This window comes from Nonomuraea sp. NPDC000554, assembly GCF_040300065.1.
In the GTDB taxonomy this organism is placed as follows: domain Bacteria; phylum Actinomycetota; class Actinomycetes; order Streptosporangiales; family Streptosporangiaceae; genus Nonomuraea.
In genome coordinates, this window is sequence record NZ_JBEPDC010000043.1 from 42,819 (window position 1) to 67,205 (window position 24,387).

Annotated in this window: 16 protein-coding genes; 6 read left to right on the plus strand and 10 right to left on the minus strand. The window is 69.1% G+C overall.

Annotated features, from left to right (window positions below; genetic code table 11):
* Positions 1–593 precede the first annotated feature (593 nt).
* The 3 genes from ABT294_RS47060 to ABT294_RS47070 all read right to left on the minus strand — a co-directional run bounded on the left by ABT294_RS47060 (position 594) and on the right by ABT294_RS47070 (position 6,058).
* On the minus strand, positions 594–1,547 hold the full coding sequence (locus ABT294_RS47060; RefSeq protein ID WP_350813045.1) for a phosphotransferase: 954 nt from the start codon (positions 1,545–1,547) through the stop codon (positions 594–596).
* A 150-nt stretch (positions 1,548–1,697) separates the two neighbouring features.
* Entirely contained in the window at positions 1,698–5,303 is a 3,606-nt protein-coding gene (locus ABT294_RS47065) for a WD40 repeat domain-containing serine/threonine protein kinase (protein ID WP_350813046.1), read from the minus strand.
* 194 nt (positions 5,304–5,497) lie between these two features.
* Positions 5,498–6,058 carry a TetR/AcrR family transcriptional regulator C-terminal domain-containing protein gene (locus ABT294_RS47070; protein ID WP_350813074.1) on the minus strand — a complete coding sequence of 187 codons (561 nt, stop codon included), beginning with the start codon at positions 6,056–6,058 and terminating at the stop codon, positions 5,498–5,500.
* A 73-nt stretch (positions 6,059–6,131) separates the two neighbouring features.
* On the opposite strand from ABT294_RS47070, the gene ABT294_RS47075 reads away from it, so the two are divergent.
* Positions 6,132–7,388, plus strand: a complete 1,257-nt coding sequence (locus tag ABT294_RS47075; protein ID WP_350813047.1) for an FAD-dependent monooxygenase — start codon at positions 6,132–6,134, stop codon at positions 7,386–7,388.
* A 291-nt stretch (positions 7,389–7,679) separates the two neighbouring features.
* Here the strand turns inward: ABT294_RS47075 and ABT294_RS47080 are convergent, their stop codons facing one another.
* From ABT294_RS47080 to ABT294_RS47090, 3 genes are all read right to left on the minus strand, one after another.
* Positions 7,680–10,856 carry an amidohydrolase family protein gene (locus ABT294_RS47080; protein ID WP_350813048.1) on the minus strand — a complete coding sequence of 1,059 codons (3,177 nt, stop codon included), beginning with the start codon at positions 10,854–10,856 and terminating at the stop codon, positions 7,680–7,682.
* Between the two features lie 605 nt (positions 10,857–11,461).
* A complete protein-coding gene (locus ABT294_RS47085) occupies positions 11,462–13,033 on the minus strand; it encodes an acyl-CoA synthetase (RefSeq protein WP_350813049.1) in 1,572 nt (523 codons plus the stop codon).
* A gap of 139 nt (positions 13,034–13,172) precedes the next feature.
* Positions 13,173–14,360, minus strand: coding sequence for a lipid-transfer protein (locus ABT294_RS47090; RefSeq protein WP_350813050.1), 1,188 nt, complete (start codon positions 14,358–14,360; stop codon positions 13,173–13,175).
* 123 nt (positions 14,361–14,483) lie between these two features.
* Between ABT294_RS47090 and ABT294_RS47095 the strand changes: the two genes are divergently transcribed.
* The 4 genes from ABT294_RS47095 to ABT294_RS47110 all read left to right on the plus strand — a co-directional run bounded on the left by ABT294_RS47095 (position 14,484) and on the right by ABT294_RS47110 (position 20,547).
* On the plus strand, positions 14,484–15,653 hold the full coding sequence (locus tag ABT294_RS47095) for a TetR/AcrR family transcriptional regulator (protein ID WP_350813051.1): 1,170 nt from the start codon (positions 14,484–14,486) through the stop codon (positions 15,651–15,653).
* Between the two features lie 118 nt (positions 15,654–15,771).
* Positions 15,772–17,253 (plus strand): carboxylesterase/lipase family protein, encoded by a 1,482-nt coding sequence (locus ABT294_RS47100; protein WP_350813052.1) that lies wholly within the window; start codon positions 15,772–15,774, stop codon positions 17,251–17,253.
* Positions 17,250–18,515 (plus strand): MFS transporter, encoded by a 1,266-nt coding sequence (locus ABT294_RS47105; RefSeq protein ID WP_350813053.1) that lies wholly within the window; start codon positions 17,250–17,252, stop codon positions 18,513–18,515. The genes ABT294_RS47100 and ABT294_RS47105 overlap by 4 nt, the downstream gene beginning before the upstream one ends.
* Before the next feature lie 19 nt (positions 18,516–18,534).
* On the plus strand, positions 18,535–20,547 hold the full coding sequence (locus ABT294_RS47110) for a CocE/NonD family hydrolase (RefSeq protein ID WP_350813054.1): 2,013 nt from the start codon (positions 18,535–18,537) through the stop codon (positions 20,545–20,547).
* A gap of 188 nt (positions 20,548–20,735) precedes the next feature.
* Here the strand turns inward: ABT294_RS47110 and ABT294_RS47115 are convergent, their stop codons facing one another.
* From ABT294_RS47115 to ABT294_RS47130, 4 genes are all read right to left on the minus strand, one after another.
* Positions 20,736–21,419 (minus strand): hypothetical protein, encoded by a 684-nt coding sequence (locus ABT294_RS47115; RefSeq protein WP_350813055.1) that lies wholly within the window; start codon positions 21,417–21,419, stop codon positions 20,736–20,738.
* 106 nt (positions 21,420–21,525) lie between these two features.
* Positions 21,526–21,756, minus strand: a complete 231-nt coding sequence (locus ABT294_RS47120; protein WP_350813056.1) for a transposase — start codon at positions 21,754–21,756, stop codon at positions 21,526–21,528.
* A 31-nt stretch (positions 21,757–21,787) separates the two neighbouring features.
* Positions 21,788–21,958 carry a hypothetical protein gene (locus tag ABT294_RS47125; RefSeq protein ID WP_350813057.1) on the minus strand — a complete coding sequence of 57 codons (171 nt, stop codon included), beginning with the start codon at positions 21,956–21,958 and terminating at the stop codon, positions 21,788–21,790.
* A 428-nt stretch (positions 21,959–22,386) separates the two neighbouring features.
* Positions 22,387–23,031 (minus strand): hypothetical protein, encoded by a 645-nt coding sequence (locus tag ABT294_RS47130; RefSeq protein WP_350813058.1) that lies wholly within the window; start codon positions 23,029–23,031, stop codon positions 22,387–22,389.
* A 466-nt stretch (positions 23,032–23,497) separates the two neighbouring features.
* On the opposite strand from ABT294_RS47130, the gene ABT294_RS47135 reads away from it, so the two are divergent.
* Positions 23,498–24,301 (plus strand): GNAT family N-acetyltransferase, encoded by an 804-nt coding sequence (locus tag ABT294_RS47135; protein ID WP_350813059.1) that lies wholly within the window; start codon positions 23,498–23,500, stop codon positions 24,299–24,301.
* Positions 24,302–24,387: the final 86 nt, after the last annotated feature.

Sequence of the window (24,387 nt, forward strand, 5' to 3'; positions counted from 1 at the left end):
GACGGGGAGCCTGTGATCACCGACGAGCTGACGCGCTGCGGGCCCATGACCCACGGTCAGATTGCTCAGCTCATGGAGTACCGCGAAGTGCTCGAACACGCTCCCGAGCTCGCGTGGACGCGAAATCTCGGTCTTCGCTGGAAGCTTTCCCGCCCCGCGCCTCAGCAGATCGTCACTCGCGCACTCGCCGTGCTGTCAGCTCGTTTGCGTCCACGCTCATCGGAAGCGCGATCCAGACGGCCGCGAGGTCCGAGCAATGCTGTCGGCGGCTCAAGCGGAATCTGGAGTCAAGGTGATCGCCCACAAGGGTCTGCGTCGCATGCTGCTCTCCCCGGAATCCAGTGAATCCTTCCTCCCCGTGGACAGCGCGGAAAGACTCCTGCGCTCCATTGAATCCCTGGCGCACAACCTGACCTCCGATGAGTCGGCCACCTGGACGACCAGTCTGGAGGGAGTCGCCCCCACGAGGCCCGCCGCGGCTTCTTCGGCTCCCTACAGACGTCGTGCCGCTGCCGCCCACGGTGCTGATCGCTGGTGCGTCGCCCCTCCGCGCGGCCGCCTCTCGTATCCGCGTGGCCAGGAGGTTTCCTGGATCAACTCCAGCGGTGGGCACCGCCCACCTCCTGTGTGATGCGCTCGGCGGCTCGGGCGACCCCATCGCGGTCTCCGACGGAGAGGGTCCAGGAGAAGTGCCCGATCATGACTCTGAGAACGGTCAGATGGCGGAGCACGGACAGTCTGGAGGGGTCGAAGGACTTGCTCAGCTCATACCCCTCGATCACCCGGCCGACTGGTGTGGCGGGAGTCTCGAAGAAGCAGTCCCACCAGCCGATGTCCAGCTCGGGAGGCCCGCTCTTGGCCGCCTCCCAGTCGATGACCGCGCTGACGCGTCCGTCTGCGGCCAGGATGTTGTCAGGACTGAAATCGCCGTGGGCCAGGCCTGCGGGGGAGTCGTCGAGCAGGTCCCGATGCGCGTGCAGCAAGTCCATGGCCTGGTCCAGGATCGGCCCCGCGTCGGGTTCGATGCGGCGAGCCTGCGCCAGCTTGCCGTCCAGCGAGTCGACGAACCACGCTCCGAACGTGGTCGAGGGCCCTCGCAGGTCGGCGTTGAGCGAGCCGAATCCCTCGGTGGGCACGCAGTGGATGCTCGCCAACACCTCACCTGCCTGGCGCAGTATCGCCGCCGCGGCCTGCGGGCCCAGCCGTCCGGCGAGACTCGACAGCGTCTCACCGGCGGCCTTGTCCTGCACCATGACGGCGACTGCCTCTTGCTCCATCTCCTCGACGCCGACATGCCGTACCACAGGGACAGGCACGCCGGCTTCCGCACAGGGGCCGGCCAGCGCGAGTTCGAGGTCGAAGCGAGCCCGCCGCGCGTCTGCCAGGCGGACGATGGAGACGCGCCCGTCGGAGTCCACGCATTCGTAGACCCGGTGACTGCGGCCTGGGAGCTTTCGCATGTTCACCACGATGGCGTCGCCGAGGCGGGCCCACGCCCTGGTGATCACAGCGGCGTCAGGCGGAGCCACCGTTGCAGAGTGCTTCATGGTTCCCCATTTTCCGATGGAAGATCGCTGGATGACACGGCGACAGCCGCATCCGTCGCCTTCGCGGTCGGTGAGTACTGGGCGATGTAGGCCCGACGCGCTGCGGAAGGTGACACCGGAGCGACGCTTACCGTGACGGCCGCTGGCCCTTCAGCGTGCACTTTCTCCTGCCTGGGGAGATCCCGGTGACTCGGCTGGGCAGATCTCGCGATACGCGACGTCGCCCAGGTGCTGCTTCCACTCTGCCGGGGTCAGGGTGCGCCCGGCTCGTCGGCATACAGCCGTGGCGATCCGATCGCCGGAGACCGGGAGCGTGGTTACGGTGCCCTGCTGGTCGGTGACGATGAGCAAGGCACTGTCGCCGGTGAAGCCCAGCGCGGTGGCGAAGTCGACGTAGAGCGGGATCGCGGCCAGGCGGCGCTTGGTGCCGACGTCCCAGAGCTGGGCCAGCTTGGTGGTGTCGGAGTCGGTTACGGCGGCCACGAGCGTGCCGTCCGGGGAGAAGACGAGATGGCCCGGGGTGCCACCTGGCGTTCCGCGCAGCATCGGAGACAACGCGGTCTGCTGCCGGGAGTCCCACAGTGCCACCGTTCCGTCGACGCCGCTGACGGCCATCAGCGGCCCGGTAGGGCTGGTGGCGATGACCGAGTTCTCGTCGGTGGTGTTGAAGCCTGTGCCCACGGGCCTGCCGGTGCGTGGATCGAGGATCCTGCCGTAGACCGAGATCAGCGACTTGCCGTCTGCGGAGAAGGCGATGGCCCCCGCGTCGGTCTCCAGTGGCGCCTTGCTGATCGGCCGCCCGCTCGCAGCGTCCAGCGTCAGCAGGTGCCGGCCGTGGCCTGACGAGTTCGGGGCGCCGATCGCCGCGACGAACGTCTTGCCGTCCGGGCTGAAGGCCATCCCGGACACCTCGCTGTCCTTGGGGACGGGGCGTTTCCACCGAAGCGTGCGTGTCGCGACCTCCCACGCGCGAAATTCGCCGTTCAACTCCTCGGTGACCAGCATGCGGCCCTGTCTGTCGAAGACCGCGTCGTCTGCGGCTTTCTCGGAGCCGGGCAGCGTCCCGGTGAACCTGCGTGCCTGGACGTCCCAGATACGCATCGGAGAGCTCTCCCCGCCTGTGGCGATCCAGCGGCCGTCGGGGCTGATCGCCTGTCCGGAACCGCCTTGCGGCATCCTTGTCGCCATGACGTTGGGCTGCACGTCGAGGCTGATGACAGCGTCGTCCTGGAGGTAGCGGATCGTCCGCCCGTCGGGGTCGAGCCAGGCATCGGACGCCGTGCCCTCGGTTCGATGGGTGAACACCACGGCGCCCGTCGTCGCGTCCCACAGCCGGATCGACTCGTCGGCGAACCCGAGAAGCAGTTTGCCGTCTCGGCTGAACCGCACACCGGTGTGCGCCGCTTCGTCGAGCTCGGCCGACGAATCCGTTCCCGTCCACCGCCATTCGCCGTCGGGCGAGGTCACCCTGGCGCCGCTCACCAGGTCGTATGTGGTGATGGCGCCTCCCGCGCAGAGCAGGTGCCTGCTGTCGGGGCTGAACGCGACGATTCTGCCGCATGTTCTGCGAAAGCGCGTGTCCTCTGTCATCTCCGGCAACCGCAGCACGTGGAGCCTGCCCATCCGGACCGCTGCCAGCATGCGGCCGTCGGCGGAGACGCTCATGCTCTCCAGCGACTCCAGCAGGACCTTGACCGCCCTGCCGGTGCGCACGTCCCAAAGGGAATCGATCTCGCGCTCGCTCGTGATCGCGACGATCCACTCGTGATCGCCGAAGGCCACCCGGACCAGCGGCGCACCCTGGCGGACCGTGTGCTGCCCGCGCCTCCTGCCTGTCAGCGCGTCCCACGCGGTGACCCGGCCTTGCGCGGCCGTGACGAGCAACCTGCCGCTCGGGCTCAGCGCGGCGCCGGTCGGGAAGCGGCCATGCCCATCCGGCCAGGCCCAGAACGCGGTCCGCCGGCCCGTGCGCACGTCGTATACCCGGACGCCGTCCTCGCTCACGCTGGCCAGTCTGCGCCCGTCGCCACTGACCGCCCGCAAGGTGAGGCCCTTGGCGGCCGGCTGACGGAAGGCGGCGCTTTCCGGCCGATAGAGCGAGGCCGTCATGCTGGACCTGGTCTCGGCACCGGGCGCGAGCCGCCATCCGGCCACGCTCAGCAGCATCGCCTTGACCGGGTCGGTGGTGCGCAACTGGTCGGCCTCGGCGGCGAGCTGTCTGCCCGTCGCTGTGTCACGCTGCTCGGCGGCGACATCGCTCTGCCGTACAGCCAGGCCGCCCGCCACCAGGGCGACCACCAGAAGTCCCCCCAACGCCACGATGGTCGCCCGCCTGCGGCGGGCACGCTTCCTGGTCAGCAGCGTGCCCGCATTGAGGAAGTCGCGCTCCTGCGGGGTCAGCGTCAGATGCCTGCGGCCCGTCGTCGCCCAGCTCAAGGCGTGTTCCAGGCGGCTGCCCTGCAGCAGATCGCCGATCCTGCGACCATGGTCCGCCCAATACCGCGCCGCTGTGGTGATCTGATTGAGGACGGGCAGGCCGTCACGGTCGGCGTCGATCCACTGCCGGAGCCGGGGCCAGGCGCGCAGCAGGGCGGGACGGGCCAGCGCGACGTCGTCGCCCTTGCGCGTGACCAGATAGGAGAACGCCTGCAAGATGTGCTCGACTATCACGATCTCCCGCTCGGGCCGCCCCTCGAGCAGTTCCTCCATGGACACGCGACGGCCGGACTCGCGCCCGTCCTCGTCGACGGAGACGAACCGCAGGAACACTTCGGGCACGAGCTCGCGCGTCTCAGGAGTGAGCGCGCCATAGGTGTCCTCGGCGAGCGTGCCGAGTGCCGGGTCGACCGTGCCAGGCACGTACAAGTCCTTCGCGGTGCGGCTGCCCTCGGTCAGCAGCCCGCGCGTGTCGGCGCCGTCGCCGCTGACCAGGGCGAGCAACAGGTCACGTGCCGACGGGCGGGCGGCCGGATCCTTCTCCAGCGCGGCCTCGACCAGGGGACGCAGGTTCCGCGGCATGGTGCTCAGGTCGGGATGGACGGACAGCACGCGGTGCATGACGCCGCCGAGATTGTCGGCTCTGAACGGGTCCTCCCCCGTGGCGGCGAACACCATGATCGCGCCCCAGGCGAACACGTCGGCCTTGGCATCGGCGCGCTGACCGGTGAACACCTCCGGCGCCATGTAGGTCGGCGTACCCGTCACCAGTCCGGTCGCCGTCAGCGACATGTCCTGGGTACGCGCGATGCCGAAATCGATCACGCGCGGGCCGTCAGGGGAGAGCAGGACGTTGTCCGGCTTGAGGTCACGGTGCGTGACACCCGCCTCGTGGATGGCGGTCAGTGCGGTCGCGATCGCCGTGCCCAGGCGGTGCAGGTCGTCACCGGTGAAGATCCGCTGCGCCGCTCGGAGGCTGGGACCCGCCACGTACTCGCTGACGATGTACGGCTTGCGCGCGTCGGTCTGCACGGCCAGCACCCTGGCGGTGCAGAACGACGCGACCCGCTGGGTGACTGCGGCCTCCTTCGCCAACTGGTCGCGCATCTTCTCCTCGGACGAATGAAGCACCTTGATCGCGACCCTGCGTCCCTCGCCGTCGTAGGCGTCATAGACGACCCCCTGGCCGCCCGAGCCGAGACGTCCGGCCAGCCAGTACCCCTCGATGTGTTGCGGGTCTCCCGCGATCAGTTCCTGCACAGCGGATGTGACGCCTTCCGTGTCGCCGAGGTTCTCCAGCCGTGACGTGGTCGCGATCACGGTGACAGCACCGCCGGTACCACTGCACATGCCAAGGCCTGCAAGTATGATGGGCCGCGGCCGGCGAAGGAGCATGCCCTCGGCTGAGCCGCAGAGGCCCATGATCTCCATGCTGCTCGGCCAGGCCTCGGGGGGCGAAGGCAGGCACCTCGAGAAGCGGCGGCGTTTGCGGTGGTGCGCCGCGAGGTCGGGTCCTACGTCACTGCGCGGTGCGTCAGGCCGTCCAGGATGAGGGTCAGGCCCGCCTCGAACGCCGCCTCGTGATCGATCGGCGGCACGTCGGGCGGGAGGTCCGTACTGTCGCCGGGGGCGACGTCCGCCTGTTCTTCCAGGACGCTGCCGACCGTGAAGCGGCTGGCGGCCAGCATCGCCATCCGTGCGTCCTGCTCGGGCACGCCGGAGGCGACGAGGAAGTTCATCTTGCGGCGGATCCGGTCGAGGTCTCCGATGGGGGTGCTGCCGGCGTGGAGCCGTGCGCCGTCGCGGCGCATCAGCAGGGTCCGCCGGAAGCTGCGCGTGTTCTCGCGGAACCAGTCGCGCCAGTCGTCGCCGGGCGTCGGTAGCGGTGCGGTCGCGTGGGGTGCCATGGCGACCTCCGCCATGGCACCGAGAAGTTCCTTCTTGGTGCGGAAGTGCCAGTAGAGCGACGGCTGCTCGACGCCCAGCCGCTTCGCCAACTGCCTCGTGCTGACGGCGTCCAGCCCGACCTCGTCGAGCAGGTCGAGCGCCGTGGCGATGACGGTCTCACGGTCCATCTTTGTCACGTTGACAATCTATCGCTGATAGGTGACGCTGGGACAGAGCCATTCACTGATAGATTTTGGGGTGATGGATATGGCACAGGGCTTCGGAACGAAGTCCCTGCGGGTCCTCATCGCCGGCGGCGGGGTCGCGGGGCAGGCGCTTGCCTTCTGGTTGACCCGGGGCGGTCACCGGGTGACCGTCGTCGAGCGCTTCCCGGCGCTGCGGGCCACCGGAGCCCAGGTCGACCTACGGGGCCAGGGCATCGAGGCCGTCAAGGCCATGGGGCTCCTCGACGCCGTCCGCGGCAAGCTCGTGGACGAGGCGGGCGTCGCGTTCGTCGACGCCCGCGGCAAGGCGAGGGCGACGATCATGGCCAACACCTCCGGGCAGGGCCGGCAGACTCTGACGTCCCAGTACGAGATCATGCGCGGGGACCTGGTGCGCATCCTGAACGATGCGACGAAGGACGACGTGGAGTATGTCTTCGGCCTGAGCGTGGACGGCTTCGAGCAGGACGAGCACAAGGTCGTCGCGCACTTCTCCGACGGGTCGTCCGGCGAATTCGACCTCCTGGTCGGCGCGGACGGACAGGCGTCGCGCATCCGGCGGGCGATCCTCGTGGAGGGCTTCGACCCATACTGGCGGGTCGGCATCCACATGGCCTACTGGTTCGTCCCGCGCATCGCGTCCGACAGTAACATCCGCGACACCTATATGGTCCCGGGCGGTCGCCAGATCATGCGTCGCAGCCACAATCCGACCGAGACGCAGGTGTACTTCGTGATACGGGAGGACTCCGCGGAAGCCTCGGCGATCCACCGGGAACCCGTCGGGCGCCAGCAGGAGTTCTGGGCCGACAGGTTCCGCGACGCCGGATGGCAGACCGAGCGCTTCGTCGAGGGCATGAAGGCGAGCCCGTTCTTCTACTCCCAGGAGATCCTCCAGGTGCGCACCGACACCTGGTCCAAGGGCCGCCTGGTCCTGGCCGGTGACGCCGCGCACTGCGCCTCCCCCTACAGCGGCATGGGAGTCTCCGGCGGTCTGGTCGGCGCCTACGTCCTGGCCGGCGAGATCAACCGGCACCCGGACGACCTGCCGACCGCGCTGGCGAACTACGACACCGTGCTGCGGCCCTTCGTCAACGAGATCCAGGCCGAGGTGAATCCGCGCATTCTGCGCCTGGGCATGCCGATGACCCAGCGTGCGATCGACGCCTTCCAGTCCCTCACCGCGCTGGCCTGCTTCCTGCACGTCCCCGACCTCGTCGCGCGCTACTCGAAAGAGGACCGAGGTGGCGACTGGCAGCTCCCCGAGAGTCCGGCACCGCTGAGCGCCGTCTAGAAAGCGGCGCCGGCCCGCCCACCCGTACATCGAGCTTGTCGGCGTTCAGCTTCACCCGGCCGCTGCCGGTCGTCTCAATGCTGACCTTCGCGGCCCACCTCCACTCGGCGCCGTCCAGCAGCCTCGCGGGCGGGTCGGACCAGCGGTGCTCGCCTCCATCGTCACGCCCCTGGAGTCACCATGTCGCGCCAGGCCCGCATGGCGGCCCAGCTGAGGTGGCCGTGAGGCCTCTGGTCTTGGGTGACGCACCCTCTACCGGAGGCCTCACGGCATGTCGGTCACGACCCCTGACTAGTGGTGGTCGTGGTCGCAGGAGACGCGGGCCCTTTCCAGCTCGGCTGGGTCGTTCCACCAGAAGCCGGCGGTGCTCGGGTGGGCGGGGACGCGGGCCTTGACCTTGCCGCGGGGCGCCGAGGCGCGGGGCGCGACCTGTTCGGTGGCTGTGGAGGACGGGTACGGCGCGAGCAGTTGCTCGACCGTGTGGTGCCTCCCGCCGACGACGACAGCGGTGACGTTCGCGGCGTCCTCGATGCGGGTCAGGGGATCGCCGTCGACGATGGCCAGGTCGGCATACATGCCCTTGCCGATCCTGCCCAGCTGCTGGCCGAGGTACGCCCCGGACGTGCTGGTCGCGGTGGTGAGCGTCTCCAACGGGGTCAGGCCGTACTTGACCATGGCTCTCAGGTTCATGTGCAGGCTGACGCCGAGGTGATCGATGGGTGCGTCGGTGCCGGCGGTGACGACTCCGCCGCCGCGGACCATCGCCACCAGCTGCGCGACCTGGTTGGCCAGGTTCGCCCTGGTCACTGTCTGGTCGGTGGTCTGCGCGGCGGTGACCGACGCCTGGAGCTTGGCCATCCGCCAGTTCGGATAGAGCCTGCGGGTCCGTTCGTCGGTGACCAGCGAGGTGTCCTCCTTGTACAGGGTGCTGGAGCTGAACAAGGTGGGGGTGCGGGCCATCTTCGACGCGTTGAACATGGAGATGACGTCCGAGTATGCGGAGCCGACATTGGTGACGGTGCGTGAGTAGCCGAACCGGTTGGTCGCGCCGACATGCTCGGTCTGGTCGCCGCCCATCGCGATCGCCGGGTAGTGGTAGTGGGACGTGACCTGCTTGCCGTTACGGTGGGCCCAGTCGATGACCTCCTTGTGCCACACGACCGGCAGCCGCACGTAGCACTTCATCAGGTCGTAGTCGAGGCTGGCGGCCCGTTCGAGCTCGAGGCGCAGCTGGTCGTGGGAGAACGTCGGGCGCATGAAGTTGTAGTAGATGCGCGGCCCGTCGATGGCTTCGCCGGTTCCCAGATAGCGCGGCGCCAGCCTGGCGCCGGACTGGACCGACTCACGCTCCTCGACCATGTGGTAGGCCGGCGAGCCGGGGGAGCGGGTCGTCGTGATGCCGAGGGCGAGCCACAGCGGCCCCTGCCGGGACCCGTAGGCGTAGCCCTGCATTTCGCGGTGGTGGTGGATGTCGATCAGCCCGGGCATGACGAACTTGTCGCTGGCGTCGATCAGGGTGCCGGGTCGTCCGTCACGGTGCGGCTCGATCGCCGTGATGCGCTGGCCGCGTACGACAATGTCGACGTTTCGGGCGACCGTCGCGGAGACGCCGTCCCACATGCGGCCGGCGTGGACGACGACCTGGTCGGGGCCGGGGGCGTTCCGCCAGGACAGCTGCACCGGGACGGACCGGCCGGCCTTCCCGTCGACGCGGACGGTCTTCAGTCGTCCGCCGTTCAGATAGAGCAGGGTGGTGGAGTCGCCGGCCCAGCTCGGGGCGTCGGACAGCTCCCGGGTGACCTGACGGGCCGGGCCGGTGGGACGTCCGGTCTTGTCGACCGGCAGGACCCACAGGAGCGACTCCATGGCGAAGGCGAGCATGGTGCCGTCGGGTGACCAGACGGGACCGTCGTCGCCGCGGGTTTGCAGGGACCGGTGCGGGGCCGGGTCGACGTAGGTGCCCGCACCTGTCGCCCGGTCGACAACCAGGATCTTGGACAGGCCCTCACGGTAGCGTCGCGAGTACGGCACGACCGCGGCTAAGGCGATCGTCTTCCCGTCCGGCGACCAGGTCGGCCGGCCTGGTTCGAAGGTGGCGTCGAAGACCTTCTGGATGTCGCCGGTGGCGACATTGAGGACCCACAGCGCGCCGTCCTCGTCCAGGTAGGCCATCTCCTTCCCGTCCGGGGACCACCGGACCGACAGGGCGGCGGAGTCGGTCAGGTGGGTCAGCTGCCGGTCGGTGCCGGCGGCCAGGTCGCGGACCCAGATGTTGAGGGTGCCGGTGCGGTCGGTGACGAAGGCCAGCTGCCGCCCGTCTGGGGAGAAGTCCGGGTCGGCCTTCCACCATCGGTCGCGGAACAGGGGGATCGGCTTGTCCCCGATCCGCATCAGGTAGATGTCGTTGAGGGCGCGGAAAGCGACGGTGGACCCGTCCGGGGACACCGTCGGGCTGCCGATGCCGACGACCGGGAACGAACCGGGCGCGTCGAAGACGCGGACGCTCTTCTTGTAGGCCGGCGTGGTCGCGGTCAGCGCGGCGGTGAAGCCGATCGTGCTGGCGGACGTGGAGCCGAGGCGGCCGGCCCGGATGGTACCGGCGGAGGTGTAGAAGTACCGTCCATCCGGGGTGAACCGGGCGCGGAACGGGAAGACCTCCTCGCCGGTGACGAGCGCGCCCGCGGTGCTGGCCAGGTCGTTGGCCCCAGCGCGGAAGAGATGGTAGGCGATGTCGGTGCCGTTCGGCATCCAGGACGGCTGGTGGATGACCTGACCTGCGGGGACGGTGACCGCGGTGCTGCGGGCGCCGGTGGCCACGTCGACGACGTCGATCCTGGTGTCGGCGACGACGAAGGCGACCTTGGTCCCGTCGGGTGACCAGGCCGGCTCGTACTCCTCGGCGGACGTGTCGGCCAGCGCACGGGTCGCGCCGGTGGCGACGTCGAGCAGGTGGATGCCGTAGCTGCCGCCGGCATCGGACGAGTAGACGATGGTGCGCCCGTCCGGGCTGTAGCGGGGCTCGCGGTGGTCGAACGGGCCGGTGGTCAGCTGGGTGATCGCGGAGCCGTCAGGCCGGATCGTCCACAGGTTGAAGACTCCGTCGCGGTATGACTGGAACACGATGGTGGACCCGTCCGGAGCCCAGTCGGGTTGGGCGATGTCGTACAGGTCGCTGGTGAGCCGGCGGGCAGTGCCGCCGGAGGCTGAGCAGATCCAGAGGACGCCGAGCATGTCGAGGGCGAGCCTGCGGCCGTCGGGGGAGGGGGCGACGGCGAAGTCGGTGCCAGACGTGACGGAGGTGTTGCCGCCATCGCGGAGGACATCGTCGGCCCGGGCGCGCGTGGCAGTGGCGGGGATGAGCGCGGCGGCAAGGGCTCCGGCGCCGCCGGCCAGGACGGCCCGGCGAGACGGACGGAGCGCGAATCCAGTGGGGATGGGTGCGTCGGGGGAGGTGGAGGCGGGGGGCATTGGGACTTTTCCTCCTATACCGCACTTCGTCGGACAATTTTGCGGTCTTTGGATCATGGCCTCGAAGCGGACGTCCAGCAGGACCCGGTGGCGCTCGGTTCGGCGAGTGGACGCCGGTTGCCGCCCAACGGCACATGGAGCACGCCGAGCGGTTGATACACGCCTGTGAGCGGTCGGCCGGCTACGGTGCTGCGGGCCCTGGCGGCCGGCGAGCGGGGCCCTGGTTCCGCAACCGCGGCGGCTGGAGGTGCCCCGAGCGGCCACTTGCGCCAAAGCGCGACAGTTGGCACCGGAGGGCCCTCTGAGCAGGGCGGGCGGGTCCGATGAGGCACGCTGTGATCCCACCGGTGCAGTCGCCTGGCGGCGGGATCAGAGGCATCGGCCGGGACCCGCCTACATGGTCAGCACTGGACGCCATCACGGCGCGGAAAGTCGAGCGCGGCGAACACCGCGCTGATCAATGACCGTCCTTGATCAACAGCACCAGCTGCACCAGCACGATGGCCACTCCGACCGCGATCGTGTGCCGTAGCGAGAGCACTGTAGGGGTGCACCTCCCGCGGGCAGGCTGCAGAACGCCCAGGCGTGCGCGTGGTGTTGCGTGGCTAGGCCCCGGGCAGCGCGTCGCGGTCAGCTATGAGGTGTTCGGGGCGTTCGCGGTACTGGTCGCGGAGCGTCCGTTTGAGGATCTTGCCCGCTGCGGAGATGGGGAGCTGGTCAACGAACTGGATGCTGCGCGGTGACTTGTAGCCGGCGATGCGGGTCTTGCAGTACTCGCGTAGTTCGGCGCCGGTCAGGTGGGTGCCGGGCTTGGGGACGACGACGGCGTGGACGCGTTCGCCCCAGTCGGTGTCAGGTACGCCGACGACGGCACACGTGGCGATGGCGGGGTGTGTGGCCAGGACGGCTTCGACCTCGGCGGAATAGACGTTCTCGCCGCCGGTGATGATCATGTCTTTGATGCGGTCGACGATGTAGACGTAGCCGTAGTCGTCCATGCGTCCGGCGTCGCCGGTGTGCATCCATCCGTCGCGTAGCGCGTGCGCGGTCTCCTCGGGCCGGTTCCAGTAGCCGAGCATCACGTGTGCTCCGCGGACGACGACCTCGCCGGTTTGGCCGCGTGGTACTTCGTTGCCGTGTGGGTCGACGATGCGGACCTCGGCGTGTGGCGCGGCGCGTCCGGCCGAGGTGCGCAGGGTCGGGTCGGCGTGGTCGGCGGGTCGCAGCAGGGTGGCGACGGGTGCGAGCTCGGTCATGCCGTACGCCTGGGTCAGCGCGGCATTGGGCATGATCTTCTCGATCGCTCGGAGCGTCGGTTCGGAGACGTGGGATGCGCCGTAGATGAGGCGACGGACACCGGACAGGTCGACCTCGTGTGCGGTGGGGTCGTTGACGAGCATGTGCATCATCGTCGGGACCATCAGCACGTCGGTCGCCTGGTGCTCGGCCAGTGCCCTGGCGGTGGCGGCGGGGTCGAACGTGGGCAGCACGATGTGCGTGGTGCCGACCAGGTTTCCCGCCACCCATGCGCCGAGGCCGGCGAGATGGAACAGGGGCGCGACGTGCAGCAGCCGTCCGTCTGGGGTGACGAAATGGCCGGCGGCCGAGCTGCCGAGCGCCGAGGTGACGATGTTGGCGTGGCTGAGTATGACGCCCTTCGGCGAGCCGGTCGTGCCGCCGGTGTAGAAGATGCCGGCGAGCTGGTCGCCACCGCGGCGCGCATCGGGTATGGGCTTGGCGTCGGCGACGAGGTCCTCGTACGGCAGTGTGCCACCGGGCACTCTGCCGTCTCCACAGTGGATGATGGTGCGCAGTCCCGGCCACTGCTCGCGCAACGCCGGGACGAGCGGTGCGAACGTGTCGTCGACGAAGAGCACGGTGGTCCCGGACTCCTCGAGGGACGTGGCGATCTCGGCGGGACTCCAGCGGAAGTTGACCGGGACGATCACGGCGTCGGCCCACGGTACCGCGAACAGGTACTCGTGGAAGCGGTCGGAGTTGAGGGAGAGGATGCCGACGCGGTCATCCTTCGCCACGCCGAGCTGAACGAGCGCGCCGGCGAGTCGCGCGACGCGGTCGGCGCACTCGGCGACGGTGCGGCCCCGGTCACGGGTGATGGTGAACGGTGCGTGCGGACGTTGTTGCAGCGCACGGTGCAGGCCGAGGGTCAGGTACATCGTCGTCTCCTCACCACGTCACAGGGAACGTGCAACCAGTTCCTTATCGTGCCCTCACAGGACGAGCCCGCCGCCGCAGACGATCGTCGCGGTCTCGCCCGCGGCCGCCTCGGTGAGCCGCGTCGTGATGACCGGCATGTCAGCCCACCTTCTCGTAAAGGGTGACGACGCATGCGCCGCCGAGACCGAGGTTGTGCTGCAAGGCATGCCGCGCCCCCTCAACCTGGCGCGCGCCTGCCTGGCCGCGCAACTGCCAGGTGAGCTCGGCGCACTGGGCGAGACCGGTGGCGCCAAGCGGATGTCCCTTGGCCAGCAGTCCGCCCGACGGGTTGGTCACCACCTTGCCGCCGTAGGTGTTGTCGCCGTCGGCGACGAACCTCTCGCCGGTGCCTTCCGGGGTCAGGCCGAGGGCCTCGTAGCTCAGCAGCTCGTTCGTGGTGAAGCAGTCGTGCAGCTCGACCACGGGGACGTCCTCCGGACCGACACCGGCCTGTTCGTACACCCGCCGGGCGGCGGCGACGGCGAGGTCGTAGCCGATCAGCTTCCGCATGCTGGTGCCGGTGAAGCTGCCGGGCTGGTCCGTGGTGAACGCCTGCGCCGCGATGCGGACGACAGGTTCGATCCCGTTGCGGCGGCAGAAGTCCTCGCTCGCGAGGATGGCCACGGCCGCGCCGCTCGTCGGAGGACAGCACTGCAGCCGGGTGAGCGGCCCGTAGATCGGCGGTGACGCGAGCACCTCTTCGACGGTGAGCGGCTCGCGGAACACGGCCCGCGGGTTGTGCGCGGCGTGCCTGCGCGCCTTCACGGCGATCGCCGCGAACGTCGCGGGGTCGGTGCCGTACTCCTCGGCGTATTCCCGGCCGGCTCCGCCGAAGAACTGCGCCGCGAGCGGTGCCGCGTCGTCGATGCCCTGTGCCGCCTCGCGGATCTCGTCGAACCGCGCGAACGGGCTGGTGCGGTCCTGCCAGTGCTCGACCAGCGCGCCGCGTCGCATCTGCTCGAACCCCACGGCCAGCACGACATCGGCCGCTCCGCTCTCGACCGCCTGACGAGCCAGCCACAGCGCCGTCGAGCCGGTGGCACAGTTGTTGGTGACGTTGACGATCGGGATGCCGGTCAGGCCCACCCGGTAGAGCGCCGCCTGGCCGCAGGTCGAGTCGCCGTAGACGTAGCCGGCGAAGGCCTGCTGGATCGCCGGGTAGCCGACACCCGCGTCCGCGAGAGCGGCACGGATGGCACGTTCCGCCATGACCTCGTACCGTTCTCCCGCTTTCGGGGTGGTGAAGTCGACCATGCCGACGCCGGCGACCACAACCCGTCTGCCCATCGGCGTCTCCTCGTTCCGCTAGGCTAGTCTTGGTTAACTTATGGTCCGGTGTCCCCTTCATGTCAAGACCACTCCGAACGGCACTTGGGATCGGTCGTTCACATGGAGCGGTATTCTGCGGTGGTGGCGCATACGCGGCCGAGAAACCGGCGGCAACTGATCATCCAGGCCGCAGCACGCCTGTTCTGCGAACGCGGCTACCACAACGTCGGCCTGAGCGACATCGCCGCGGCCGTGGGCATCTCCGCGCCGGCCCTGTACCGGCACTTCCGGAACAAGGAGGATCTCCTCCTGCACGCGGTGCTCGACAGTTTCGACGAGTTCGAGGAAGCCGTCGTGGCTGCGCCGGCTCTTGACGCGTCGCTGCGGGCGTTGGCCTCCGTAGCCGTGCGCCGCCGCGATTTCGGCCTGCTCTGGCAGCGCGAGACACGCAATCTTCCTCCCGCTCTGCGAGACGAGGCGCTGCGGCGGTTCCGCCGTACCGTCGCCCGGTTGGCCTCGCTCGTCCGGCGCAGCCGCGCCGAGCTGAGTGCGGCGGACGACGACCTGCTCGCGTGGAGCGTGTGCGCCGTACTGGCCAGCCCGTCCCATCGTTCGACACGAACCGATCCGGTCTCGCTCGAACCCGTCATCAACAACATGGCCCGCGCGGTCACGGCCGCTCCCATCGACGCGGCCTCAGGCCGGACAGGTGTCTGGCGGCCGAAAGGCGACCGGCCGGCGTCCGGCGTCCGCCTCGCCTCCCGCCGGGAGGCGCTGGTCACCGCCGCGACGGGCCTGTTCGGCCAGCGGGGCTTCCATGAGATCAGCGTCGACGAGATCGGCCAGGCGGTCGGGATAGCCGGGCCCAGCGTCTACAAGCACTTCGCCACCAAGAGCGACCTGCTCTACGCCGCGCTCGACCGCGGTGCGCAGTCGCTACAGCTGCTGCTGACCGGCACGCTCGACGGCGCCACCAGCCCCGCCGAGGCCCTCGACGCGCTGCTCGGTTCGTACGTGGAGTTCACCCTCACCCACACGAGTCTCGTCACCGCGCTGGTCACCGAGGTCATCCATCTCCCGCCGGAACAGCAGTCGACGCTGCGCCGGCTTCAGCACGACTACGTCACCGAGTGGGAGCACCTGCTGCGCGCGGCACGACCAGGGCTCGACGCCGCTACAGCGGCGCTGCTTACCCGCGCCGCGCTTGGTGTCGTCAACGACGTCGCGCCGATCCGGCACCTGCGCGGCCGTGACCGGTTCGACGCGGACCTGGCCTCGATCGGCCGGGCGGTGCTGTACACCCCGATCTGACGGCCCCAACGGCCTATTTGTGACTGGGAACTAGCTGCATGATGAAGCGAACCTCTTGACGTTCAGGGACTTCGGTGGCAAAAGTTAATCTCACCTAGCCACTGAAGAGGGGCGAGCCATGGACGCAGAGATGCGGGTCGGCGCAGGCGTACTCCGCGGCGAGTGGTCGGATGAGATCGCGGTCTTCCGCGGCGTCCCCTACGCGGAGGCGCCGTTCGGTCCCCGGCGGTTCCGGCCAGCCGAAGCGGTCGCCCCCTGGACCGGTGTCCGCGACGCGGTCGCCTTCGGACCCGGCTGCCCGCAACCCCTGCCCCCTCCCACCTCGTTCGGCCGATTCACCTCGGCGACGAGCATCGGCGAGGACTGTCTCAACCTGAACGTCTGGACGCCGGATCCCGGGGCTGCCGGCCTCCCGGTGATGGTCTGGATCCACGGCGGCGGCTACCTCACCGGCAGCGGCTCGGCCCGCGCACATCATGGCGACACCTTCGCCCGTGACGGCGTCGTCTACGTGTCCATCAACTACCGGCTCAACGTCGACGGCTTCCTGTACGTGCCGGGCGGGCACGCGAACCTGGGTCTGCAGGATCAGGTCGCGGCACTGCGCTGGGTGCATGACAACATCACGGCGTTCGGCGGAGACCCCGACAACGTCACGATCTTCGGACAGTCCGGCGGCGGCGTCAGCGTGATGAACCTGCTGGCGATCCCCTCCGCGCGCGGCCTGTTCCGCCGGGCGATCGCACAGAGCGGGACGCCCGCGGCCGCAGTCACCACGGATCGCGCCCTCACCGTGACCCGTCGCATGGCCGAGCTGGTCGGTATCGACCCCACTCCCGACGCGTTCGCCGCCGTGCCACTGGACCGGCTCGTCCAAGCCGTCATGGCGATGCAGCTGGACTTCCTCGACCTCGACCGGTGGCGGCACGAGACCTTCCTGGTCAGCCCATTCCGCAGCGTCGTCGACGGCGACGTGCTGCCAACGGACATCCTGTCGGCCGTGTCCTCGGGAAGCAGCGCGGGCATCGATGTGCTGGCGGGAACGACGCGGGACGAGACCTCCTCCTTCCTCCGAGACCTCGATCTGCTCGGGCGGCTCGACGACCGCTTCTACACGGCCGCGCTCGACGCGTTCGGACTGACGACCGGCGATCTCGACGTCTACGGCAAGGCGTCCCGACCGGACGCGGGATTCGCCGAGCTGGTACAGGCGGCGTGGACCGACTGGGCCTTCCGCGTCCCCACCATCCGTCTATTAGAGGCGCACGGCGGAAGGGCGCACGCCTACGAGTTCACCTGGTCGAGCCCGACCTCAGCCGTCCTCGGCGCCACGCACTGCCTCGAGATGCCGTTCGTCACCGACTCACTCTCGGCCTGGACGGCCGCGCTGACCGGCGAAGACAACCTCTGGGGTGACGCACCGCCGCGGCAGCTCGCCGACCGCATGCACCGGGCGTGGCTCGACTTCGCGATGACGGGCGATCCCGGCTGGCCGGCATACGACACCACGACGCGCGCGACGATGCGGTTCGACGCGACGAGCGAGGTCGTCGACGACCTCGCCGGCGCCGAACGCGCGCTCTGGGACGGCAGGCGGTGAGTGAGCAGCCCGTGCCGAGCACGGTTCCGGTCAGCCCGGCCGTGCCTGCGCCAGGCCGCCACGGACGCCTCGCCGTCGACTTCTTCGCCGCCCAGCTCGTGGTGAACGTCACCGTCGGTGGGGTCAGCCAGGCGATGCTGCCCAACCAGATGGCCTCGATCGCACCCGCCGACAAGGTCGCCGCGTTCGGTCTGGTGTCAGGCATCGGATCCCTCGTCGGCATGCTCGTCCAGCCGCTGGCGGGCGCCCTCTCCGACCGCACCAGGAGCCGGTTCGGCCGGCGGGCGCCGTGGCTCGCGGTCGGTGCGGTCGGCGCGGGCGCGCTCATCGTCGGGCTCGGGCTGTGCTCGAGCCTCCTGCTCGTCGCGCTCTGCTGGGCGGTGGCACAGGTCTTCATCGCGGCCTTCTCCGCCCCACTGCTCGCGGTGATGCCCGACCGCACCCCACCCGGCAAACGCGGCCTGTTCTCCGGTCTCGCCGGCATCGCGGTCTTCGCCGGCGGCGTCGTCGGCGTCGGCTTCGCCGCCCGGCTCGCAGACCGCATACCCTTCGGCTACTCCGCCTTCGGGCTGCTCTTGGCGCTCGGGGGCCTGGTGTTCGCATGGCGACTGCGAGAACACCCAGCCACACACGCCGATCGTCCCGCCGTCTCCTTGCGTACGCTGGCAAGGGCCATGTGGGTGAGCCCACGCCGGCACCCCGATTTCGCGTGGGCGTTCGGCGCGCGGTTCGCGTTGTTCCTCGGCTACAGCGCGATCCTCGGTTACCAGCTCTTCATCATGCAGGACTACATCGGCCTGTCGAGAGACGCCGCGAACGACGCCCTGTCGATCAACACGATCATCCTCGCGGTCACCACCCTGGCCGGGCTGCTCCCCGCCGGCATGCTGTCCGACCGGTTGGGCCGGCGCAAACCGATCATCATGGTGTCCTCGCTCGTCATCGCGGCCAGTGCGGTACCACCGCTGCTCTCACCGACGTTGCCGGCACTCACCGTGAGCATCGCGCTGGCCGGCCTCGGCGCGGGCTGCTATCTGTCCGTCGATCAAGCACTGATGACACTCCTACTGCCCCGTGCCGAGGACAACGGCAAGGACCTTGGCGTCCTCAACATCGCGAACGCCGGCGCGCAGGCACTCGCGCCGATGGTGGCGTCGCTCGTCATCGGCTCCGCCGCCGGCTACCGCGGCCTGTTCGTCATGGCGATCGTGCTCGTGACGGTGGCCGCCGCCGCGATCGTGCCGATCAAGTCCGCCCGCTGATGACACCGAGGAGGAAACAATGACGCGTTCCCGCCTCCGTAACGCCGTGCTGGTCGTGGCGTTCACCGTGGCGTCGGTCCTCACCTCCGGGGTGCCGCCGGCGCAGGCGACACCGGGGGAGTGGACACCGGATCCGGCGCGATACGGCGTCGGCGAACGGATCAATCAGCCGATCGTCATGTCCGACGGCACTGTCCTCCGCGGCAACGTCTACTACCCGGCCGAGCCCGCTACCGGGGAGCCCGCCCCCGGCCCGTTCCCCGTCGTGCTGACCCAGACCCCGTACGGCAAGGACAAAGGCATCAACGACCCGAGCGTCGGCACGACCGGCATGGGCAAGAACCCGTACCTCATCGAACGTGGCTACATCCAAGCGATCGTGGACGTCCGCGGCACCGGCGCCTCCGAGGGCGCGTGGTCGTTCCTTCAACCCGTCGAGGCGAACGACAGCGTCGCGGTGATCCGCTGGGCCGCGAACCTGCCGCACTCATCCGGCGCCGTCGGCTTGATCGGCCAGTCGTACGGCGGGCTCAACCAGCTCATGGCCGCGGGCGCGGCCGGCCGGAACTCGCCGCTCAAGGCCATTCTCCCGATCGTCCCCGGCGACGACCTGTACCGCGACGTCCTCGGCACCGGCGGCGTTCCCAACTCGTTGCTCGCGGCCGAATACCTGGCCGTCAACCTGCCGCAGAGCTACCTGAACGCGCTCCAGTCCGCACTCCTCGGCTACGTGCACGGCCAGAGCCTGGACAACCTTCTCCGAGTCCTGGTAGAGCACGGTGCATCACTCGGCGTGCTGCCGATCGGCGACCTCCTCGTCGGCGGCCCCAACGCCTACGACAGCACCTACTGGGCGGCCCGCCGACCGCACGACGTGCTGGCGGACATCGTCGCCAACCAGGTGCCCGCGATGATCGTCGGCGGCTGGCACGACGCATTCCAGCGTGGCACGCCACTGCTGTACTCCGGGCTGCAGAACGCCTGGAGCGGGCGGCCGACGTACGCCCCGATGTCACCGGATCAACCGGTGACCAGCCGCTACCAACTCGTTCAGGGCCCCTGGTTTCACAGCACTGTCGCGGTCGAGGGCGTCCACCCGTACCTCAACGTCAGCAAGCTCGCGCTCCGCTGGTTCGACCACTGGCTCAAGGGCCGACCGACGGGGATCACCGACACCACGACCCCGCTGCACAGCTACGACCTCGGCGCCGACCGGTGGATCGACGCAACGAGCTACCCCTTCCGCGGCGCCACCCCGACCCGGTTCTACCTCGGTGCGGGACGCTCCGGCACGATCGAGTCGAGCAACGACGGCACCCTGACCGGTACGCCACCCCAAGCCGGCGGCACCGACACCGTCGTCTGGTCGAACGTGCCACACGCCTGCACACCGTCGACCACGCAGTTCGTCCTCCTGGGAGCGGACCAAACACCGGGCAGCCCGCTCGCGCCCAACCCCTGCGTCACCGATGCCCGCCCCGTGCAGCTCGGGCCGGACGCCGCAACGTACACCTCATCACCGATGACGACGGCGACCACCATCGCCGGGCCGATCGCGGCACGCATCTACGCGACCGCGAACACCGCCGACACGCAATGGGTCGTCCGAGTCGACGACGTCGCCCCCGACGGCACCTCGAAGCCGCTCACCCGCGGCGGACTGCTCGGCAGCCTCCGCGCCCTTGACGAGTCACGCACCTGGCGGACCGCCGACGGCACGCCCACCCTGCCGTACCACCCCTACACGGCCGCATCAGCCCAATCCATGCTCTCGGGCACGCTGACGCCGTACGACATCGAGGTGTTCCCGACCATGGCGACCATCAAGCCAGGGCACCGAATCCGGGTGACCATCGGCACCGACGACGCGCCCGCGCTCACCCCCACCATCACACAGACCCTTCAGCTCATCGGCGGCGTCTACCAGATCCACCGATCCCCGGTCGCCGCCTCGTACGTCGAACTGCCGCTCGCCGCCCCAGCCGCTCTCAGCCCCACCTGCACGGACCAAACAACGTGCCCGGTGGCATGACGGGTGCTGCTGCGAAACATCCACGTGCATCGCCTGCCAGCTGTGGCCCATCCATGGCTACCGCTCTCGGGATGATTCCACGGGTGACTCTTGGGTTCTGACCCACATTTCGTGATCGCAACGGCTCTCACGTCACTTCTGTCCGGTGACAACGAACCTCGAGCTTCCGACATCGAAGCTTCAGCGGCTCAAGGTGCGCTCTGATCGTGGGTCTCGCCATGATCGGTGTCCGGCGCCACGGTCTGGATACGCGCCTCCGCGACCTGCCGCATGATGCGGCGGGCCCCGCACGCCTCGGCGGTGGCGTACGCCTCTGCGGCCAGCGCCACCGCGTCGTCCCGTCGCCCTTGCGCGGCGGCGATGTAGATCAGCCCTACCTGGTTGGCGGCGACAGCGGCCGGCAGCCCGAGCTCCCGGCATAGCCGTACCGATGCCTCCAAATGCTCCCGGGCGGCGTCCAGCCGCCCCGCGGCATGGTCCGCGATCCCCAGGTGCCGGAGCACTTCCCACTGGGTGTATCGGTCGCCTGCCGCAGTGGCCAAGTCGTACGACTGCTCGAGGAGAGGAATGGCGCGGTCGGGGTCGCTCCGTACGACCTGGTGGAAACAGCCCTCCCAGAACACCGAATCCGCCTCGCCCGCCGCATCACCCAGCGTCCGGTACAGGTGTGTCGCACGCTCGAACAGCGCCAGCTCACGTGGGTCCTCGCGCCGGTCATCGAGGAACCGCGCGTGCAAGATCCGTCCCCGGGCCAAAGCGAGATCGGCTTCGACCTTGTCCAGCTCCCGCTCCGCCGCTGCCAGCTCACCGACATCGCCGACGAAGACAGCGTGCTCATAGGACAGCTTGGCCTTCTCGATGTGTCCCTCCATGCCCTGCTCCGCTTATCTCGGTGATGCTCCTCGTCGCGGTCCATGAGACCGTACGCCGGCGATCTCAACAAGCTCTCAGACCCATCCAACCTTCGATGGCACGAACTCAGGGTTCGGCGCCCTCGGCGTATGCGCCGGACCGATCGCGGCAGATGATCTGAACGCCAGGGTGCTCGGTGAGCCACGCGGCCGGCGATTCGGCGTCGCGGCCCTCCAGCACCTCCAACGGGATCCCGTGCTCGCAGTCGATGAGAATCGTGCCGTAGCGGTGTCCGCGCTTGAGCGCGAAGTCGTCCACTCCGAGCACCTTGGGTGTCGGGTGGACGGGGTCGGGCATGCCCATCACCAGCCGTAACAGCGTCTGACGGTCATCTGCAGGAGTTGCGCCAGGCGAGCGCCACCCCGATGTGCTGCAGCGCGTCACTGAGCAGCGGGGTTCTCCGCCCGTACCGGATGGTCAGGCCGGGCACCTGCTCGGCGAACGTCCGCCGCGCACACGTGGCCTGCGCGCAAACCAGGCGACGAACCTCCAGCACCATCACCGAACCACCTACCGTGCCATCGGCCAAGCGTCGCCGGTAACGGCTGTGCGCCGTCGAGGAGACCGTGCCACAGACCGGGCATGACGAGGGCTCCGACCTTGTCCTGGCCGACACCATCACCACGTCGTCCAGTCGCTCTACCTGCCCGATCTCGACCAGCGGCAGGTGGGGTAGCAGGAGATCCAGAACATGATCACTACACACTGATCATCATCACGCACCCCGCCGACCCCAGGGTCCCGTTGCCATCACGAAATGTGGGCCAGAACCGATTCTTGGCCCCACCCCGTGATCGCCGGAACTTCGGCCGACGAGATTCGGCCTCACCCGCCTTGGTCCATCGTCGCTGCTTGAAGGTACGATGGCCCGGACCTCCTATGGCTACGGTGATCCGCCATCCGACGGCTCAGCGAAGAGGCGCGGGGTCATTCGTCGTCTGGATCTGCCGGCTCCACCGTCGGTGCGATCTGCAGTGGTGTCGCGGCCCCGCCAGCGATCTCGCGCCCTTGATTCAGGGTGTAGTCAAGCTGCCTGGCCAGGTGTGGGAGGGTCGCCGGAGGGAGATACGCATCAGCGCCGGCGTCGAGCAGTCGTCGGACCGGGCCGTGGTACTGAACTCCGAGTTCGTGGTCCTCGATTTCGGTGACGATGACGCGAGCTTTCGGGAACATCGATCGGAGCGCGGCGATCAGCTGCGGGCTGCCTGGAGGTACCAGCAGCACATCGGTTGTTGCGGGAGCTGCATGCATATCGAGCACTACGTAGTCCGTGCCAAGCTGCGTGGATAGCGCAACCCGAGCCGCGGTCGACAGCTCCATCGCGGTGGCCACGACTGTCACGCTCTCGTAGTCGATCGGTGCTTGATCGTTGGTCTCATCTGGCGCGTCGCGATCGACGATGGCGCCTTGGACCACGTCAATGGTGCTGGAGATCGTCGCGATCGACGCGCCGTCACGCATGAGGACCACGTTCTCACCAGGCTCGAGGGCGTCGATGAGCGCCACGACGTCGTCAGGAAGGCGGGTCACGTCGATGTGCTGCGTGGAGCGTGGGGTGTGTTTGCGGATCATGCCTGGGACACGCTCACAGCTGCGCGGGCGCCCTGCGTCATGGGGAGCCTATCGAAAGGCCCATCTACGGTGACATGGTTGCCTGCCTCGAAGGCGCCGTTCAACCAGATGGTCACATGAGTCCCCCTCCTGATGCTGTGATCTTGTTGGATGCCACTACACGATCATTGGTTCGAGGCCGCGCCGGAGTTTCTCTCATCGTCCATGTCCGCGCCCATCGACGGCGGCGAGCCGTACTTGGGCCGCGGCCCTGGATGGGATCCCTGCCGGCTACCCCTTCGGGCCGCGGTGCTCGGGGACTTGCTTCATCGCCAAGACGTCGTAGGCATAGGTTCGACCGGTCGGATTGTTGGCAAGCACACAGGCAACGGGCGGGTCGAGCTCAAGGGTCTCGACCCGGAGATGGGTGAAGCCGGCCTGGTTAAAGCCTTTGAGACACCGTGGCGCGCTGGCTAATCTGCCGTCCGTGATCTCACTCGCGCGGCACCGCCTGACCCCCGCCGAAACCGGCCCAGCGCTGCGCGCGCTGTGCGAGTGGACGCCGGTCGATGCCCCGGGCGGCGGCCTCCATCCCGGAGACGTGGGGTGGTATCTGCGCTCCGACGACGCGGCCGTCTTTCTTTGGAGTGATGATGTGGTGCCGGTGGCAGCCGGCTTCCTCGACGGCCCCGTGCTGCGCGTGACCGCCGCGCCCGGCGCCGATCTCGAGGCGCTCGCGGCCGATGCCGAGGAGCTGCTCGAGCCCGGCAACGATTGGTCCGACGTTCTGCCTGTACCCGGGTGGGAGCTCGAGCAGGAGGAGTCCTGGCTAGTCATGTCGTGGACCCCGCGGCCGGTGTCGAGCCGCGCCGAGCCGGTCGGTGAGGCCGGTGCGGCCGACCGGGTGCTGGTGCAGCGGTCCGCCTTCGCGGGATCCACGTTCACCGTCGAGCACTGGCGCACGATGAAGCGGTCGCCGGCGGGCGGGCTGGCCGTGGAGGCGCTCGTACGCACGCCCGCGAGGGAGCCTGCAGCCGCCGCGACCGGATGGTTCGCGGGCGTGGGCAGGTGCGGGCTGCTCGAGCCGGTCGGCACCCATCCGGACCATCGCGGGCACGGCTATGGGCGCGATGCCGTGCTGGGTGCGTGCGCGGCTCTCGCCCATCGGGGTGCGAGCGCGGTCGCCGTCGCGACACCGTCCGCGAACGACGCCGCGGTGGCGCTCTATCGATCGGCCGGGTTCACCGTCGTGCGCGAGCATCGCGATTGGGTTCGCCCTCGACGAGCTTGAACAGCGCACCCACCTCGCCCGGGTTGAGCCTGTGATGCACCCAGCTTGATCGGGCCGACGGACGTGCGCACCAGGCGCAGCACCAG

Bases quoted from the DNA above. Each gene is read 5' to 3' on its own strand.
- ABT294_RS47110 (WP_350813054.1), top strand. From the start codon at position 18,535: ATGACGCGTTCCCGCCTCCGTAACGCCGTGCTGGTCGTGGCGTTCACC.
- ABT294_RS47130 (WP_350813058.1), bottom strand. From the start codon at position 23,031: ATGATCCGCAAACACACCCCACGCTCCACGCAGCACATCGACGTGACC.
- ABT294_RS47090 (WP_350813050.1), bottom strand. From the start codon at position 14,360: ATGGGCAGACGGGTTGTGGTCGCCGGCGTCGGCATGGTCGACTTCACC.
- ABT294_RS47070 (WP_350813074.1), bottom strand. From the start codon at position 6,058: ATGGACCGTGAGACCGTCATCGCCACGGCGCTCGACCTGCTCGACGAG.
- ABT294_RS47115 (WP_350813055.1), bottom strand. From the start codon at position 21,419: ATGGAGGGACACATCGAGAAGGCCAAGCTGTCCTATGAGCACGCTGTC.
- ABT294_RS47075 (WP_350813047.1), top strand. From the start codon at position 6,132: ATGGATATGGCACAGGGCTTCGGAACGAAGTCCCTGCGGGTCCTCATC.
- ABT294_RS47125 (WP_350813057.1), bottom strand. From the start codon at position 21,958: ATGGTGCTGGAGGTTCGTCGCCTGGTTTGCGCGCAGGCCACGTGTGCG.
- ABT294_RS47100 (WP_350813052.1), top strand. From the start codon at position 15,772: ATGGACGCAGAGATGCGGGTCGGCGCAGGCGTACTCCGCGGCGAGTGG.
- ABT294_RS47120 (WP_350813056.1), bottom strand. From the start codon at position 21,756: ATGCCCGACCCCGTCCACCCGACACCCAAGGTGCTCGGAGTGGACGAC.
- ABT294_RS47060 (WP_350813045.1), bottom strand. From the start codon at position 1,547: ATGAAGCACTCTGCAACGGTGGCTCCGCCTGACGCCGCTGTGATCACC.
- ABT294_RS47085 (WP_350813049.1), bottom strand. From the start codon at position 13,033: ATGTACCTGACCCTCGGCCTGCACCGTGCGCTGCAACAACGTCCGCAC.
- ABT294_RS47080 (WP_350813048.1), bottom strand. From the start codon at position 10,856: ATGCCCCCCGCCTCCACCTCCCCCGACGCACCCATCCCCACTGGATTC.